The organism is Mycolicibacterium moriokaense (assembly GCF_010726085.1).
GTDB lineage: Bacteria > Actinomycetota > Actinomycetes > Mycobacteriales > Mycobacteriaceae > Mycobacterium > Mycobacterium moriokaense.
On record NZ_AP022560.1, the window covers coordinates 3,243,263 to 3,259,638 of the forward strand.

20 protein-coding genes and 1 tRNA gene are annotated in these 16,376 nt (G+C 67.0%); 19 read left to right on the top strand and 2 right to left on the bottom strand.

The window, feature by feature from the left end; genetic code table 11:
• Positions 1 to 26 precede the first annotated feature (26 nt).
• Genes G6N43_RS15765 through xerD form a run of 3 tightly spaced genes read left to right on the top strand, consistent with a single transcriptional unit; the run spans position 27 to position 3,359 of the window.
• On the top strand, positions 27 to 1,802 hold the full coding sequence (locus G6N43_RS15765) for a CTP synthase (protein WP_083157707.1): 1,776 nt from the start codon (positions 27 to 29) through the stop codon (positions 1,800 to 1,802).
• Complete coding sequence (locus tag G6N43_RS15770; protein WP_083157684.1) at positions 1,795 to 2,415, top strand: NUDIX domain-containing protein; 621 nt, start codon at positions 1,795 to 1,797, stop codon at positions 2,413 to 2,415. The genes G6N43_RS15765 and G6N43_RS15770 overlap by 8 nt, the downstream gene beginning before the upstream one ends.
• Entirely contained in the window at positions 2,412 to 3,359 is a 948-nt protein-coding gene (gene xerD / locus G6N43_RS15775) for a site-specific tyrosine recombinase XerD (protein ID WP_083157685.1), read from the top strand. The genes G6N43_RS15770 and xerD overlap by 4 nt, the downstream gene beginning before the upstream one ends.
• Positions 3,360 to 3,444: 85 nt before the next feature.
• Here xerD and G6N43_RS15780 read toward each other — a convergent pair whose 3' ends face one another.
• Positions 3,445 to 4,200, bottom strand: a complete 756-nt coding sequence (locus tag G6N43_RS15780; protein ID WP_083157686.1) for an O-methyltransferase — start codon at positions 4,198 to 4,200, stop codon at positions 3,445 to 3,447.
• Positions 4,201 to 4,338: 138 nt separating this feature from the next.
• Between G6N43_RS15780 and G6N43_RS15785 the strand changes: the two genes are divergently transcribed.
• The 8 genes from G6N43_RS15785 (at position 4,339) to G6N43_RS15820 (ending at position 10,648) form a co-directional block, all read left to right on the top strand.
• On the top strand, positions 4,339 to 5,199 hold the full coding sequence (locus tag G6N43_RS15785; protein WP_083157687.1) for a ParA family protein: 861 nt from the start codon (positions 4,339 to 4,341) through the stop codon (positions 5,197 to 5,199).
• A gap of 8 nt (positions 5,200 to 5,207) precedes the next feature.
• Positions 5,208 to 6,053 carry a segregation/condensation protein A gene (locus G6N43_RS15790; RefSeq protein WP_083157708.1) on the top strand — a complete coding sequence of 282 codons (846 nt, stop codon included), beginning with the start codon at positions 5,208 to 5,210 and terminating at the stop codon, positions 6,051 to 6,053.
• Entirely contained in the window at positions 6,043 to 6,819 is a 777-nt protein-coding gene (gene scpB / locus G6N43_RS15795) for an SMC-Scp complex subunit ScpB (protein ID WP_083157688.1), read from the top strand. Before G6N43_RS15790 ends, scpB begins: the two co-directional genes overlap by 11 nt.
• The gene (locus G6N43_RS15800) at positions 6,812 to 7,558 is read left to right on the top strand and encodes a pseudouridine synthase (protein ID WP_083157689.1); all 747 of its coding nucleotides are present in this window, start codon (positions 6,812 to 6,814) and stop codon (positions 7,556 to 7,558) included. The genes scpB and G6N43_RS15800 overlap by 8 nt, the downstream gene beginning before the upstream one ends.
• Positions 7,555 to 8,241, top strand: coding sequence for a (d)CMP kinase (gene cmk, locus G6N43_RS15805; protein WP_083157690.1), 687 nt, complete (start codon positions 7,555 to 7,557; stop codon positions 8,239 to 8,241). Before G6N43_RS15800 ends, cmk begins: the two co-directional genes overlap by 4 nt.
• Positions 8,238 to 9,653, top strand: a complete 1,416-nt coding sequence (gene der / locus G6N43_RS15810) for a ribosome biogenesis GTPase Der (RefSeq protein WP_083157691.1) — start codon at positions 8,238 to 8,240, stop codon at positions 9,651 to 9,653. Before cmk ends, der begins: the two co-directional genes overlap by 4 nt.
• A gap of 93 nt (positions 9,654 to 9,746) precedes the next feature.
• Positions 9,747 to 10,514: a sulfite exporter TauE/SafE family protein gene (locus G6N43_RS15815; RefSeq protein WP_275989073.1), complete on the top strand. Its 768-nt coding sequence runs from the start codon at positions 9,747 to 9,749 to the stop codon at positions 10,512 to 10,514.
• Between the two features lie 60 nt (positions 10,515 to 10,574).
• Positions 10,575 to 10,648 (top strand) — tRNA-Pro (locus G6N43_RS15820).
• Between the two features lie 74 nt (positions 10,649 to 10,722).
• Here G6N43_RS15820 and G6N43_RS15825 read toward each other — a convergent pair.
• The gene (locus G6N43_RS15825) at positions 10,723 to 11,754 is read right to left on the bottom strand and encodes a tyrosine-type recombinase/integrase (protein ID WP_244960497.1); all 1,032 of its coding nucleotides are present in this window, start codon (positions 11,752 to 11,754) and stop codon (positions 10,723 to 10,725) included.
• A 328-nt stretch (positions 11,755 to 12,082) separates the two neighbouring features.
• On the opposite strand from G6N43_RS15825, the gene G6N43_RS15830 reads away from it, so the two are divergent.
• From G6N43_RS15830 to G6N43_RS15865, 8 genes are all read left to right on the top strand, one after another.
• Entirely contained in the window at positions 12,083 to 12,355 is a 273-nt protein-coding gene (locus G6N43_RS15830) for a helix-turn-helix domain-containing protein (RefSeq protein ID WP_083157694.1), read from the top strand.
• Between the two features lie 831 nt (positions 12,356 to 13,186).
• Complete coding sequence (locus G6N43_RS15835) at positions 13,187 to 13,402, top strand: hypothetical protein (protein ID WP_083157696.1); 216 nt, start codon at positions 13,187 to 13,189, stop codon at positions 13,400 to 13,402.
• Positions 13,399 to 13,620 (top strand): hypothetical protein, encoded by a 222-nt coding sequence (locus tag G6N43_RS15840; protein WP_133056599.1) that lies wholly within the window; start codon positions 13,399 to 13,401, stop codon positions 13,618 to 13,620. The genes G6N43_RS15835 and G6N43_RS15840 overlap by 4 nt, the downstream gene beginning before the upstream one ends.
• Complete coding sequence (locus G6N43_RS15845; protein WP_163658125.1) at positions 13,617 to 13,754, top strand: hypothetical protein; 138 nt, start codon at positions 13,617 to 13,619, stop codon at positions 13,752 to 13,754. Before G6N43_RS15840 ends, G6N43_RS15845 begins: the two co-directional genes overlap by 4 nt.
• Positions 13,751 to 14,134 (top strand): hypothetical protein, encoded by a 384-nt coding sequence (locus tag G6N43_RS15850; protein WP_083157697.1) that lies wholly within the window; start codon positions 13,751 to 13,753, stop codon positions 14,132 to 14,134. Before G6N43_RS15845 ends, G6N43_RS15850 begins: the two co-directional genes overlap by 4 nt.
• The gene (locus tag G6N43_RS15855) at positions 14,131 to 14,487 is read left to right on the top strand and encodes a hypothetical protein (RefSeq protein WP_083157698.1); all 357 of its coding nucleotides are present in this window, start codon (positions 14,131 to 14,133) and stop codon (positions 14,485 to 14,487) included. Before G6N43_RS15850 ends, G6N43_RS15855 begins: the two co-directional genes overlap by 4 nt.
• Before the next feature lie 14 nt (positions 14,488 to 14,501).
• Positions 14,502 to 15,287 carry a hypothetical protein gene (locus tag G6N43_RS15860; RefSeq protein ID WP_083157699.1) on the top strand — a complete coding sequence of 262 codons (786 nt, stop codon included), beginning with the start codon at positions 14,502 to 14,504 and terminating at the stop codon, positions 15,285 to 15,287.
• A gap of 376 nt (positions 15,288 to 15,663) precedes the next feature.
• The gene (locus G6N43_RS15865) at positions 15,664 to 16,206 is read left to right on the top strand and encodes a hypothetical protein (protein ID WP_133056600.1); all 543 of its coding nucleotides are present in this window, start codon (positions 15,664 to 15,666) and stop codon (positions 16,204 to 16,206) included.
• The last annotated feature ends 170 nt before the right edge of the window (positions 16,207 to 16,376 follow it).

The following is a 16,376-nucleotide window of genomic DNA, read 5'->3' on the forward strand; positions in this document are numbered from 1 at the left end:
CTGCCGCGTCGTCACGGAGGTTGCTCTTGCCAGCTCTACGCAAGCACCCGCAGGCCCCCACCAAGCACCTCTTCGTAACGGGTGGCGTGGTTTCTTCCCTCGGCAAGGGCCTCACCGCATCGAGCCTCGGGCAGTTGCTCACGGCGCGCGGCCTCCAGGTGACCATGCAGAAGCTGGACCCGTACCTCAACGTCGACCCCGGAACCATGAACCCGTTCCAGCACGGTGAGGTGTTCGTCACTGAGGACGGCGCCGAAACCGATCTCGACGTCGGCCACTACGAGCGGTTCCTCGACCGCAACCTGTCCGCGTCGGCGAATGTCACCACCGGGCAGGTGTATTCGACGGTGATCGCCAAGGAGCGTCGCGGCGAATACCTCGGCGACACGGTGCAGGTCATCCCGCACATCACCGATGAGATCAAGCGGCGCATCCTCGCGATGGCCGAACCCGACGCCGCGGGCGTCCGCCCCGACGTGGTCATCACCGAGATCGGCGGCACCGTCGGCGACATCGAGTCGCTGCCCTTCCTGGAGGCGGCCCGCCAGGTGCGGCACGAGGTCGGCCGGGAGAACTGCTTCTTCCTGCACTGCTCGCTGGTGCCCTACATGGCGCCGTCGGGTGAGCTTAAGACCAAGCCGACGCAGCACTCGGTGGCCGCGCTGCGCAGCATCGGTATCACGCCCGACGCGTTGATCCTGCGCTGCGACCGCGACGTGCCCGAACCGTTGAAGAACAAGATCGCGCTGATGTGCGACGTGGACATCGACGGGGTGATCTCCACCCCGGACGCGCCATCGATCTACGACATCCCCAAGGTCTTGCACCGCGAGGAACTGGACGCCTACGTGGTGCGCCGGCTGAACCTGCCGTTCCGCGACGTCGACTGGACGCAGTGGAACGATCTGCTGCAGCGTGTGCACGACCCCCAGGAGACGGTGCGAATTGCGCTGGTGGGCAAGTACATCGATCTCTCCGACGCGTACCTCTCGGTGGCCGAGGCGCTGCGGGCGGGCGGGTTCAAGCATCGCGCCAAGGTCGAGATGCGGTGGGTGGCCTCCGACGACTGTGAGACCGACAGCGGGGCGGCCGCGGCACTGGCCGACGTCCACGGCATCTTGATTCCCGGTGGCTTCGGTATCCGCGGCATCGAGGGCAAGATCGGGGCGATCCGCTACGCGCGTAAACGCGGTCTGCCCGTCTTGGGGCTGTGCCTGGGACTGCAGTGCATCGTCATCGAGGCGGCGCGCTCGGTGGGGCTCACCGAGGCCAACTCGGCCGAATTCGACCCGACGACGCCCGACCCGGTCATCTCGACGATGGCCGACCAACGCGAGGCCGTCGCCGGAGAGGCCGACCTCGGCGGTACCATGCGACTTGGCGCCTATCCGGCGGTGTTGGAGCCGAATTCCATTGTGGCGCAGGCTTACGGCGTCACCCAGGTGTCCGAGCGGCACCGCCATCGCTACGAGGTGAACAATTCCTACCGGGACCGCATCGCCGAAAGCGGGCTGCGGTTCAGTGGGACGTCGCCGGACGGCCACCTCGTCGAGTTCGTCGAGTACTCGCCGGATGTGCATCCGTTCATCGTTGGGACCCAAGCGCACCCGGAGTTGAAGAGCAGGCCGACGCGCCCGCACCCGCTGTTCGTCGCGTTCGTCGGCGCGGCGCTGGGCTACAAGGCGGAGGAACGGCTGCCCGGCATGGACATCCCGGAGCACGCCAACGGGTCCGCGCATCCCGATGACGTCGCGCCACCGCTGCACGAGGCCGAGCTGCAAAAAACCGAAGCCCGTGGCTGAACACGATTTCGAGACAGTCGCGTCCGAAACGGTATACATCGGAAACATTTTCGCTTTGCGCGTCGACGAGGTGCGCATGCCGCACGGCAACGTCGCGAAGCGCGATGTCGTCGAAAACTACGGTGCGGTGGCCATTCTCGCGTTGGACGACGACCGAAATGTCGTGATGGTCTACCAGTACCGGCACCCCTTCGGCAGGCGACTGCTGGAATTGCCGGCCGGTCTGCTCGACCTCGACGGCGAAGCCCCGCACATCAGCGCCGCCCGTGAACTCAAGGAAGAAGCGGGTATCGCCGCCGCGGAGTGGCGGGTGCTCATCGACCTCGACACCGCGCCCGGATTCAGCGACGAGAGCGTGCGGGTATATCTGGCCACCGGTCTGACCGAGGTGGACCGACCCGACGGCCACGACGAAGAGGCCGACCTCACGTTGCGGCGCGTTCCGCTCGACGATGCGGTACGGATGGTGCTCGCGGGTGAGATCGTCAATTCGATTGCGGTGGGCGGGATTCTGGCGGCGCACGCCGTCGACGACCCCGCGACGCTGCGGCCCGTCGACGCGCCGTGGATCGACCGATCGACCTCCTTCTCTCGGCGGAAGGGTCACCGATGACGACGTTCCGGTCGGCCCTCGACGACCAACTCCAGGGTTACCTCGACCATCTCACGATCGAGCGCGGCGTCGCGGCCAACACCCTGAGCTCGTATCGGCGCGACCTGCGGCGTTACTCCGAACACCTCACCCTGCGTGGCATCGACGACCTGGCCAAGGTGACCGAGGGCGATGTCAGCGACTTCCTCGTCGCCCTGCGCCGCGGTGATCCCGACGCCGGGACCGCTCCGTTGTCGGCGGTGTCGGCCGCGCGCGCGTTGATCGCGGTGCGAGGGCTGCACCGGTTCGCGGAGGCCGAAGGTCTGACCACCGTCAACGTCGCGTCGGCGGTGAAACCCCCGACCCCGAGCCGACGGTTGCCGAAGAGCCTGACCATCGACGAGGTGCTCGCGCTGCTGGAAGGGGCTGGCGGCGACAGTGAGGCCGACGGGCCGCTCACGCTGCGCAACCGGGCACTGCTGGAGCTGCTCTACTCGACGGGGGCGCGGATCTCGGAGGCCGTCGGCCTCGACGTCGACGACATCGACACCCAGGCGCGGTCGGTGCTGCTGCGCGGCAAGGGCGGCAAACAGCGCTTGGTGCCGGTGGGCCGGCCGGCGGTCGCCGCTTTGGACGCCTATTTCGTGCGCGGTCGGCCCGACCTGGCGCGTCGCGGCCGCGGCACCCCGGCGATCTTCCTCAACGCCAGGGGAGGGCGACTGTCGCGGCAGAGTGCGTGGCAGGTGCTGCAGGACGCGGCGGAACGGGCGGGCATCACCTCGGCGGTGTCGCCGCACGTGCTGCGGCACTCGTTCGCCACGCATCTGCTCGACGGCGGCGCCGACGTGCGCGTCGTCCAGGAACTGTTGGGGCACGCGTCGGTCACCACGACGCAGATCTACACGATGGTCACCGTCAGCGCGCTGCGAGAGGTCTGGGCAGGAGCGCACCCGCGGGCGCAGTGAACCATCGACCGACGAGCAGTCGCGAACACCCCCTATTTCGCATGTTTTAGGGGGGTTTCGCGTCTGCTCGCGGGAAGGCAGGGGGTCAGCCGCCGAGGTATTCCGACTCGAGCACCATGTCGGGCGCAAGCGTCTGATACTCGCCGTGTGCCCTGTGCTCGACGGTGTCGAAGAGCTTGCCCTGTTGTTCGCGCATGTACTCGCGATACTTGGGGGACCCCGGAATGAGCATGTTGTCGGCGACCACGATGGATCCCCGGTGCAGCCAGCCGCGGTCCAGGATGGACTGCAGGTCGGGCAGGTAGGCGGCCTTGTCGTGGTCGATGAACAGCAGGTCGAGCGTTCCGGGCGCGAAGCCGTGCTCGTTGGCCAGCACGTCGAGTGTTCTGCCGCCGTCGCCGATGGTGCCGACCACACACGTCACCCGGTCGGTGACTCCGGCGTGACTCCATATGCGCTGCGCCACTTGGGCGTTGGCGGCGGCGAGTTCGACGGAGAACACCTGGGCCTCGGGCGCCGCGCGGGCGATCCGCAGTGCTCCGTAGCCGCAGTAGGTGCCCAGCTCCAGGGCCAGTCCCGGGTTGACGCGGCGCACGGCGGCGTCCAGCAGTTCGCCCTTCTCGTCGCCGATGTTGATCAGGAACGACTTCTCGTAGGCGAACTGGTCGATCTTGGCGATCACGTCGTCGATGTCGCCCTGCCGCGCGTTGGCGACCACATAGTCGGCGGCGGCCGCCTCCCGGCCGTCGCCGATCTGGCCGGTCTTGGTGATGTTGCGGGACCCGATCGCCATCCGCCAGAACGACCAGCGCAGGAATGGGATGCGCTGCTTGAGGCTCACGCCCGCCAGCCTAGGCCGACCGCCGGGGGCATCAATGAAAAGTTGCCCGCGGGTCTGGCAGACCAGGCAGTCACCTCCCGTTAAACTTGCCCGGATGTTCGCCATGACCGTGTGCAGCCTGACCAGCGAAGGTCTGGCATGACCGACGCCGGCGAAGCCTCCGAGATCGGCTTGACCGGCCGTCCGCCGCGAACCATTCCCATCCCCGAACCCAAGGCGACGCACGGGCCCGCCAAGGTCATCGCCATGTGCAACCAGAAGGGCGGGGTCGGCAAGACCACCTCGACCATCAACCTGGGCGCCAGCCTGGCCGAATACGGCCGCCGCGTCCTGATGGTCGACCTCGATCCGCAGGGTGCGCTGTCGGCGGGCCTCGGCGTGCCGCACTACGAGCTCGAGCACACCGTCCACAACCTGCTGGTCGAACCGCGGGCGTCGATCGACGATGTGCTGATCAGCACCCGGGTCAAGAACCTGGACCTGGTGCCGAGCAACATCGACCTGTCGGCCGCGGAGATCCAGCTGGTCAACGAGGTGGGCCGCGAACAGTCGCTGGCCCGCGCGCTGTACCCGGTGCTGGACCGCTACGACTACGTCCTGATCGACTGCCAGCCGTCGCTGGGCCTGCTCACCGTGAACGGGCTGGCCTGCAGCGACGTGGTGATCATCCCCACCGAGTGCGAGTTCTTCTCGCTGCGCGGGCTGGCGCTGCTCACCGATACCGTCGACAAGGTGCACGACCGGCTGAACCCGAAGCTGTCCATCGGCGGCATCCTCATCACCCGCTACGACCCCCGCACCGTGAACTCTCGCGAAGTGATGGCGCGAGTCCTCGAGCGGTTCGGCGACCTGGTGTTCGACACCGTCATCACTCGGACGGTCCGCTTCCCCGAGACCAGCGTCGCCGGCGAGCCGATCACCTCATGGGCGCCGAAATCCGTTGGTGCCGAAGCGTATCGGTCGTTGGCGCGCGAGGTCATCGACCGGTTCGGCGCGTGACCGGGGCGGTGACTACGGCAGGACCCGCCGATCCGGCGACATCGAGTTCGGACCAGTCGCAGCAGACGGGTTTCCAGGTTCGGCTGGCCAATTTCGAGGGGCCCTTCGACCTGCTGCTGCAGCTGATCTTCGCGCACCGGCTCGACGTCACCGAGGTGGCGCTGCACCAGGTCACCGACGAATTCATCGCCTACACCAAGGCGATCGGCCCTCAGCTCGAACTCGACGAGACGACCACGTTCCTGGTGGTCGCCGCCACGCTGCTGGACCTCAAGGCGGCTCGACTGCTGCCAGCCGGGGAGGTGCACGACGAGGAGGATCTCGCGCTGCTCGAGGTGCGCGACCTGCTGTTCGCCCGGCTGCTGCAGTACCGCGCGTTCAAACACGTCGCCGAGATGTTCGCCGAACTCGAGGCCGCTGCGCTGCGCAGCTACCCGCGGTCGGTGGCGCTGGAGGAGCGCTACCAGGAGCTGCTGCCTGAGGTGATGATCGGCGTCGACGCCGAGACGTTCGCCCAGATCGCGGCGGCGGCGTTCACCCCGCGCCCGGTGCCGACCGTCGCGACCGAGCATCTGCACGAGGCGCCGGTGTCGGTGACCGAGCAGATCGGTAATCTGATGGCGTTGCTGGAAAGCCGCGGGATCGGCCAATGGGCGTCGTTCCGCGAACTGGTGGCCGACTGCCAGGCACCGATCGAGATCGTCGGCCGGTTCCTGGCGCTGCTCGAGCTCTACCGGGCCAGGGCAGTAGCATTCGAACAACCAGAACCGCTTGGTGCGCTCCAGATTTCGTGGACCGGCGAACGGCCTACCCCTCAACACCTGGCGGTGGAAGAAGACCACTATGACGGATGACACTCCGACCGACGTCTCGACCGACATCCCGGCCGAGACGCCACCGGAGACCTCGAACGGCTTCGACGAGCCCGCGGATCTCGACGCAGACCTCGGGCTGGGCATCGATGTCGCCAACGAGCCGGAGCTCGACGATGACGAGCTCGGGTCGGTGCTCGAGGCGCTGCTGCTTGTGGTGGACACGCCGGTGACGGTCGAACAGCTCGCCGCCGCGACCCAGCAGCCCGCCTACCGGGTCGCGGCCAAGCTGGCGCTGATGGCCGAGGAGCTCACCGCCCGAGACAGCGGGATCGATCTACGCGGGGCCGGCGGCGGTTGGCGGATGTATACGAGGGCGCGGTTCGCGCCGTACGTGGAACGGCTGCTGCTCGACGGAGCACGCTCCAAGCTGACACGCGCGGCGCTCGAGACGCTGGCCGTGGTGGCCTACCGGCAGCCCGTCACGCGGGCCCGCGTCAGCGCCGTGCGCGGCGTCAACGTCGATGCGGTCATGCGGACGCTGCTCGCACGCGGGTTGATCACCGAGGCCGGCGTCGACCCCGACTCCGGTGCGGTGACGTTCGCGACCACCGAGCTGTTCCTCGAACGGCTCGGGTTGACGTCGTTGGCGGACCTTCCCGACATCGCGCCGCTGCTGCCCGACGTCGACGTGATCGACGATCTGAGCGAATCACTCAGCGAAGAACCCCGTTTCATGAAGCTCAGCGGCGCTCCCGCTTCCGAGGCGCCGATGTCGTTCGACGTGGACCAAGATTCGGATGGCTGAATCCTCCGAAGGCGTGCGACTGCAGAAAGTGTTGTCGCAGGCCGGAATTGCGTCGCGCCGGGTCGCCGAGAAGATGATCCTCGACGGCCGGGTGGAGGTCGACGATCGGGTGGTGACCGAGCTGGGTACCCGGGTGGATCCCGATGTCTCGGTGATCCGGGTCGACGGCGCCAGGATCACCGTCGACGACACCCTGGTGCATCTGGCTATCAACAAGCCGAAGGGTATGCATTCGACGATGTCCGACGATCGTGGCCGTCCGTGTATCGGGGATCTGGTCGAACATCGAGTGCGGGGCAACAAGAAGCTGTTTCACGTCGGTCGCCTGGACGCCGACACCGAAGGACTGATGTTGCTGACCAACGACGGTGAGCTGGCGCACCGCCTGATGCACCCGTCGTACGAAGTGCCCAAGACCTATTTGGCGACGGTGCTCGGCACGGTGCCGCGTGGGTTGGGGCGCAAGCTGCGCACGGGTATCGAACTGGACGACGGACCAGCGCGCGTCGACGATTTCGCGGTGGTGGATACGGTGCCGGGTAAGACGTTGGTGCGGGTGACGCTGCACGAGGGCCGCAAGCGGATCGTGCGGCGGATGCTGGCCGCGGTCGGGTTCCCCGTGAAAGAGTTGGTGCGCACCGACATCGGGGCGGTGTCGTTGGGGGATCAGCGGCCCGGCAGCATCCGGGTGCTGAGTCAGAAGGAGCTGGGCGCGTTGTACAAGGCGGTGGGAATGTGAGCTCGCCGTTGGTGATCGCGGTCGACGGCCCCGCTGGGACCGGAAAGTCTTCGGTATCAAGGGGTTTAGCGCGTGCATTGGGTGCACGCTATCTCGACACCGGTGCGATGTATCGCATCGTGACGCTGGCGGTGGTACGGGCCGGTGTCGACCTGACGGATACGCCGGCGATCGAGGCCGCCGCGGAGAACGTCCCGCTGTCGGTGGGCTATGACCCCGACGAGGACAAGGCTTACCTTGACGCAGAAGACGTTTCGCTCGAGATTCGTGGCGACGAGGTAACCAAGGCGGTGTCCGCGGTGTCGGCGGTGCCTGCGGTGCGGGCGCGGCTGGTGGGGCTGCAGCGCGAGCTGGCGGCGGGGCCGGGCAGCGTCGTGGTCGAGGGCCGCGACATCGGTACCGTCGTGCTACCCGATGCGGATCTAAAGATCTTCCTGACGGCGTCGGCCGAAGAGCGGGCGCGGCGGCGCAACGACCAGAACGTCGCCGCCGGCCGCGAGGATGCGTACGAGGCGGTGCTGGCCGATGTGAAGCGGCGGGACCATCTCGACTCCACGCGTGCGGTCTCACCGTTGCGCGCCGCCGACGATGCGGTGGTGGTCGACACCAGCGACATGACCGAGTCCGAGGTGGTCGCGCATCTGATGGAGCTCGTTCGGGAGCGCGCCGGAGCGTCGACGTGAGCACGTCGGATTCGGATGGCACCTGGTCCGACGAGAGCGATTGGGAACTCGGGGCCGAGGACGTCGCGGAGGCCATCGAGGAGGCCGCGGCGCCGCCGCCGGTCGTTGCGGTGGTCGGGCGGCCGAACGTCGGTAAGTCGACGCTGGTCAACCGGATTCTGGGCCGACGCGAGGCCGTCGTGCAGGACGTTCCCGGCGTGACGCGGGACCGAGTGTCGTACGACGCGAACTGGTTGGGACGACGGTTCGTAGTGCAGGACACCGGGGGATGGGAGCCCGACGCCAAGGGTCTGCAGCAGCTGGTGGCCGAGCAGGCGTCGGTGGCGATGCGGACCGCCGACGCGATCATCTTCGTGGTCGACGCGGTCGTCGGTGCGACGGCGGCCGACGAGGCGGCGGCGAAGCTGCTGCAGCGGTCCGGCAAACCGGTGTTCCTGGCGGCCAACAAGGTTGACACCGAGCGCGGTGAAGCGGAGGCCGCGGAGCTGTGGTCGTTGGGGCTGGGGGAGCCGCACCCGATCAGCGCGATGCACGGCCGCGGGGTGGCCGACCTGCTCGACAAGTTGATCGACGTGCTGCCGACGGTATCGGAGATGGGCTCGGGCGGTGGCGGACCGCGACGCGTCGCGCTCGTCGGCAAGCCGAACGTCGGCAAGAGCTCGTTGTTGAATCGCCTTGCCGCAGAGGAACGTTCGGTGGTCCACGACGTCGCGGGCACGACCGTCGATCCGGTCGACTCGCTGATCGAGATGGACGGAAAGATTTGGCGGTTCGTCGACACGGCCGGGCTGCGGCGCAAGGTGGGGCAGGCCAGCGGGCACGAGTTCTACGCCTCGGTGCGGACGCACGGTGCGATCGACGCCGCGGAGGTGGCGATCGTGTTGATCGACGCGTCGGTGCCGCTGACCGAGCAGGACCAGCGGGTGCTGTCGATGGTGATCGAGGCGGGCCGGGCACTGGTCATCGCGTTCAACAAGTGGGATCTGGTCGATGAGGACCGTCGCTATCTGTTGGAGCGCGAGATCGACCGGGAGCTGGCGCAGCTGCAATGGGCGCCGCGGGTCAACATCTCGGCGAAGACCGGCAGGGCGGTGCAGAAGTTGGTGCCCGCGCTGGAGACGGCGCTCGAATCGTGGGACACCCGGGTACCGACCGGCCGGCTGAACACGTTCTTCAAGGAGATCGTCGCCGCGACGCCGCCGCCGGTGCGCGGCGGTAAGCAGCCGCGGATCCTGTTCGCGACGCAGGCGACCGCACGGCCGCCGACGTTCGTGCTGTTCACGACGGGGTTCCTGGAGGCGGGCTACCGGCGCTTCCTGGAGCGGAGGCTGCGGGAGACGTTCGGCTTCGAGGGCAGCCCGATCCGGATCAACGTCCGGGTGCGTGAGAAGCGCGGGTCACGCTCCCGCTAGCCCCGGCGATTTGTGTGCATTCACGCGCGCTGAGCGCTCCTGGATGCACACAAATCGCCGGGCAGTAGGCTCGCTCTAGTGCCCGTCATCGACATGATCCTGATTGCCCTGGCGGGCGTGGGGGCCGGCGCGATCAACGCGGTCGTCGGATCAGGCACCCTCATCACCTTTCCCACCCTGGTCGCGCTGGGGTATCCGCCGGTGACCTCGACGATGTCCAACGCGGTCGGACTGGTCGCGGGAAGCGCATCGGGAACCTGGGGCTACCGCCGTGAGCTGCGCGGTCAGTGGAAGCGGCTGAGATGGCAGCTGCCGGCGTCGTTCGTCGGGGCGGGTCTGGGTGCATGGCTGCTGCTGCATCTGCCGGAGAAGGTGTTCGCGCAGGTCGTGCCGGTACTTCTGATTCTTGCGCTGGTGCTGGTGGTGATCGGGCCGCGGATTCAGGAGTGGGCGCGGCGGCGGGCAGAGGAGGCCGGCCGGTCGGCGGAGCACGTGTCGCCGCGGAGGATGGCGGTGCTGGTCTTCCTGACGTTCGCGATCGGGGTCTACGGCGGATACTTCACCGCGGCGCAGGGGATCATGCTGATCGCTGCGATGGGCGCGTTGCTTCCCGAGGAGATGCAGCGGATGAACGCGGCCAAGAATCTGCTGTCGCTGGTGGTGAACATCGTTGCGGCAGTGGCGTACACCGTCGTGGCGTTCGACCGGATCAGCTGGCTGGCGGCGGGGCTGATCGCGGTGGGGTCGTTGATCGGCGGGTTCCTGGGCGCGCACTACGGGCGGCGCCTGTCGCCGAACGCGCTGCGCGCCGCGATCGTCGTGGTCGGCCTGATCGGACTATGGCGGTTGGTGACCGTTTAGAAAGACGGGCGGGGTCTGCGGTAGGCTCACGTGCTGCCGCCGGCGATCCCGGCGGCACCGCGGGCTGTGGCGCAGTTTGGTAGCGCACTTGACTGGGGGTCAAGTGGTCGCAGGTTCAAATCCTGTCAGCCCGACAACAGGTCAGAGGCGGTTTTTCCGAGACTCGGAAGCCGCCGTTTTCACGCCGTACCGCCTTTGCATACCGCCATCACAATCCCAGGGCATCGCCGAGTCCCTTCACTGCGGCCCGCGCGGCGTCGTCGCTGGTGTGCCCGTACAGGTCGCCGGTGATGCTGATCGACGCGTGACCGAGCAAGTCGGCAGCCGCCTTGATATGAACACCGGACTCCAGCCAGCCGACTGCTGCCGAATGGCGCAACGTGTGGGCGCCGACGTTCTCGATCCCGGCCTTGCCCGCTGCAATCTCGACGGTGCGCAGGAGGTTGCGCGGGTCGAGCCAGCCGCCAACCTCCGTCGCGAACACGGCACCGGTGTCAGTCCACCGATCGCCAGCGTGGAGCCGCTCGGCGAGCTGTGACTTGCGGTGCTTCTTCAACTCGGCGATGAGCCCGGCAGTCAACGGGATGCGTCGGCGCGACCGATCGGTCTTCGGTGGGGTCCAGTCCAATGCGCCGCCGACGCGCACGACGATGCCAGCCACGCTCAGCTCACCCTTGGTGAGGTCGACGTCGGACCAGCGCAGCCCGGCGACCTCACCGCGCCGCATACCGGTCGCCGCCATCAAGAGCACCGCGAGCCGATAGCGAAGCCCGTCCAGTTGACTCAGGAGCCTGCGTACGTCTTCGGTGGACAGGTACCGCGCTTCCTTCGGCGCTACGGCGGGACGCTTCACCTTGGCCGATGGATTGCTCGCGAGCAATCCATCGCGCACAGCAATGTCGAGCGCGGCCCGCAGCACCGTGTACACCTGTCGAACGGTGCTGTCCGACAAGCCCTTTCCCCGGAGGCGCAATATTAGCGATTCGACATGCGTCGGCCGGATCTGGTCAAGCCGCAGTCCGGCCAGGTCGGCGTCGCCTTCCAAGTGCTTGCGGCACAGGTTGCCGTAAAGCTCCTGCGTGGTCGCCTTGCGAGACGACGCCGACAACGCTGTTGTGCGCCAGGTCGCCAACCACGACCCGATCGTCTGCTTGTCGTCGCGCGGGGGAGCGCCTTCGGCGAGCCGCTTGCGGGCGTCGGTGAGCTTGCCGCGCGCCTCGGCGCGGGTCTTGCCGTACACGCTGAGCCGTTTTCGCGCTCCGTTGGGTGCGGTGTACCGGGTTGAGGCTTCCCAGAGCCCGTTAGGCCGTTGCCGGTAAGAACCCTCGCCATCAGCCCGTCGGGTACCCATAAACCGCCCTTCATAAGTCAAGTGGTCGCACATAGCAGGATAGCGACGGACACGCGCGACTGTGCCGTTACGGAGATGTATCCGGCCGGTCGGGTACGGTTGCAGCTACGCGGGTATAGGCGTCCGGGGCATTTGACCGGAGCACACTTGGCGAGCGTGAGTTCTCCCGGCCATCGCCGCGAAATATTCATCCACTCATTGAGGGGTCTATTTCGCGATGAAAACGCTTCCTGAGCCTATGAAAACTACTGTTCTACAAGCAGATAACCGCGCAGCGCGGCGCGGTTTGGTGCCTGCTAAGCCCCCCGTGCAACGCAAGCTATGCACCATCCCAAACGTCTGCGCACAACTCGACGTCGGCCGCACCACCGTATACAGCCTGATCGACGACGGTACCTTGCGCCGCGTGAAAATTGGTGCGAGAACACTGATTCCGCAAGCTGATGTCGACGCCTTCGTCGCTGGCCTGCTCGAAGGCGGTGTTGCGTGAATCGGCCGCCGGATCAGCCTGCTTTCCACGTCGGGGCGAACGCGTCGAACCCGAGGCTGGTCCTTGTCGCTGTTGGCGCCGGTACGGATCCGTTTTCGGTGACGCCCGAGTTCGCGATCGAGCTCGCGGGTCAATTGCTCGACGCCGCGAACGCTGCGCGCGTCATAGGGACGTGAGCGGGCAGCGCACCACGTTCGACAAATTCGGTTGGCTGAGGGCTCTACGGACTGACCACCGATTGACTGACCGTGACGTGCGCCTCGCGATGGCCATCTGCACTGACTGGGTGCGTCGTGACGGCACTGGCTGGGCAGTGAAGCTCGACGTGATGGCTGACGCCGTCCCCAACGGAATGTCGCGGAACCGGTTGAAGGACGCGCTCGGTCGGCTCACCGGACTGGGCTACCTGGTGGAGACAGGGCGGACGGTTGGCGGTCGTGGAGTCACGGCGCAGCGCTCACATAACCTCGCGTTACCCGCCCCCGTAGCGGTGCAGGTTAACGGCGAAACGTGCACCGCTGATGGTGCGGGTATTGACGAAACCCGCACCGCTACGGGTTCAAACCCGCACCGCTACGGGTTCAAACCCGCACCGCTAGCGGTGTCAAAAACATCGCCTGACCTGGACGAAAACAGGCCCTTAGGTACTTCTACAGGTACTTCTGTTGGTACTGAGCCGTTTTCGCAGCAGCTGTTCGACGAGAACGGAGTTCCGAACGGGAAACGCGTTTTCAAATGCCCAGACTGCCGCGATGAGGGCTGGGTGTTGGACGAGGACGGCGCGCCGTTGGAGCCCGCGATCCGGTGCCGCCATCGACGTAGGAGCGCGTCATGACCCGGCGTAGCGCCGACGACCAGGCCGCGCGTGAGGCGCGGATTGCCGCGATCCGAGCCTGCCGCCGCTGCGATCCCTGCGGCTGGAAGCTGGCCGACGACCGCACACCCATCGAGCCCGCTCGACGCTGCGACCACGGCGCACCGGCGAAACCGCCGATCCCGACGAGGGACGTCACGGAGCCAATTCACCAACTCGAGGACGGGCAGTGAGCGTCCGCGGCGTGCTGGTCTGCTACCGCAGCACTGATACCGGGCCCATCGCTGCGGAGTGGACCTACTGGGACAGCCCCGAGGAAGCCAGACGGGCCGAAGCCGAATTGACGCCCTGCTCCGAGTTGTGCTGCCGGACTCACTCCGTCGTCGGCGTCGACCCGCAGGTGCCCGTTCGGCGTGGTGGTCGGCCACGAAGGGAGGACGTCATCAGATGAGCGCATATGAGCTCGAGGAGTGGCGCGCCGCCGTCGAGGACCAGGACGAAGCCGAACGCGCCGCCAACTGCGGCCACACCATTCGCGGCCGCAACGGCGTCTGCGTCCACTGCGGAGACGAGGCAGACCGATGACCGAGAGCGGGTTCGTTCGAGTCGACAGAGGCGTTGTCCTGTCAGGGCTGCCACTGAAAGCGGCCTACAACAGCGCCCTGATCGCCGCGAAAGCCCGCAAGCAGCTAGGCGGCCCCTATCAAATCTACGAGGCGTTGGCCTGCCAATTCGCAGCGGCGATGGCCGCAGACGGTCACTCGGACGTCCCTTCACCGCCGATCAGGGAAGCTGACGCCGTGGAGCAACCGACCGTCCCGATCGCCGACGCCGCTGTCGCTTTGGGCATTTCGCTCAGACAAACCCGCCGACTTGCCCCGCGGCTCGGTGGCCGGAAGGTCGCCGGATGCTGGTTCGTCGACGAGGCGGCGCTCCGCGAACACATCGAAGGAAGGTCGAAGTGAACCGCCAAGAACGAGAACACCTACTCGCCGTCCTGACCGACGACGAGCTCGAGCAACTCCGTGCGCGCGGCGTCGACGTCGGCGCCCCCGACGACGCTGCCGCCTCGAGCGACGCTGACGCCCAGGACGACCCGGCGCGGAAGTTTCTTCGCGCCATCATGGCCGAACGGGAACGCGACTGGATCGCGGAAGTGGCAGAACGCTTTTCGGCACCGTCGCAACCAAAGCCCCGGCGCGGGAACCATGTCGCCCGCGAAGGTGGCAACCCTGGAAAACCCACCCCCACCGACCGACAGCGCCTTTCGGACTTCGTAAAAACCATCACCGATCCCACCCACGAACCAACCCTCTGAAAGGACCAAACACCATGCAACTCACACCCCGCTACTACGCCTCGCAAGTCAGGAAAACCGCTGAAACGCTTGGCGTTCCACTTCCAACCGCCCTCGTCGAGCAGCTGGACCACGCCGACCAACTCGTCCACACCGCCGAAACGATGCTCCGCGGCGCAGGCGACCTCAACGACGCGGTCCTCGACGCCGTCGAAGCTGGCCGCGACTTCCGCACCGACAAAGCCGTGCAGCGACTCGCCCTCGAGCGCATGCTCGCCAACCAAGGGCACGGCATCGGCGACGCCGCCCGCCAGCGCAGCATGCGGCAGAAGCGAGCCGCCCTTGTCGAACACGCCGACGCCGTTCTCGACGAATGGGATGCAGCACTCGAACCGCACACCGCCGCACTCACAGCCGCCGTCGCCGCGCTACCCGTCGACAACCTCGACAACGTCCAAGCCGTCATCACGCGGGGGCCCGACGCGGTACAGCACTGGACCAACGCCCGTCGATCCATCGCCATGTGGACCGCAGCGACTCAAGGATTCGCCGCCTTCGCCGACGCAGCCCGCATCGATCATCGCGAAAACCCGGCGCAGGTACTCACCGACGCTGCCGCAGCCACCCTCGAGCCCGCACGGCAGACGGCCCGCCTCGAAGGCTCACCGCATGTCGACGCCTGGATCCTCGCCCGCCACGGCATCCCGTTGTCCCTGCCAACGATCACCGAGTTCCACACCCGCGTCGCGACATTCGACGCCCACTGGGAGACCGCAGAGCAGTTCGACGACGAACGGCGAGAACAACACGCCACCATCTGAGAGCGCGCGGCCCCGTACAGCCCCGCGGCTGGCGCGCCATCGAGGTCCCGCTCGACCGGCAGCGCCGCCGTGGGGCCCGCCAAACGACGACGAGGACCAGGACGTGATGACGGACACCGCCAACGGCCATGAGGTGATCGAGACACTCACCGCGTGGCGGTACTGGCTTCTACCTCCGCACCGTGGAATGCCCACTCGGCTACACCCGTTCGGCCCTAAGGACAAGACACGATGGCAGGCTGGCGCCACGGTCGCCCGCTGCCGACACGATCCGACACACACGCCACCACACCCCGACTGCACCTGCGGCCTATTCGCCATGACCCTTATCGACGTGCGCTACTCGGTTGGCTGCCGGAACTGGGTAACGAACCAAGTGCGAGACGCAATCGGCCGTCAACACACGCTCGACCAATTCAACGGATACGACGAAACCACAGTGCCCGATCCGGACCACTGGGCCAGGTCACAACCAAAGTCGGTGATCGGCAAAGTGCAGCTGCACCACGCTGTCGAAACAACGCAGTCCGAAGACATCGCCGATGGCGAGTACGAAGTCCGGTGCTGGCGCGCACGCTCTGCCACCATCGAGGCGCTGTACGTGCCCGACGACGCCGCCCACGCCGCCCGCACCGCCCGAACCCTCAGCAACGTCTACGAAGCGCCATGCGACGTCGGCTATCCCGACAGCTACTCAATGACCGAATGGAACCAACGAACCCGACTCGACACGCACCTATTCGACCCGGACCGCGCGATCAAATACCCCGACTACGCCGAGCTTGGCCTGTACCCACCCGGCACCGACGACGCAGCCAAACGGGCCGAAGCCGCCCAGAGAACCCCACGCCCACGCCACTTCTTCACCGCCACCGTGCCACCCCGCAGCCCGGCACAGACCTGGACCGAGCAGACATGACACCCACGCGGGGTAACCCCCTGGTGGCCCCCACGGCGCCCCCCATGGCTTAGGCGTTCCTCCCCCTGGGATCTTCCAAAAAATAAAAGCAAGTCGGCTACGGGCACACGTTGTGAGTCCAGATGAACGGCGTGGGATACGCCGCTCGAAGGCATCCGGCCGCATGCTTG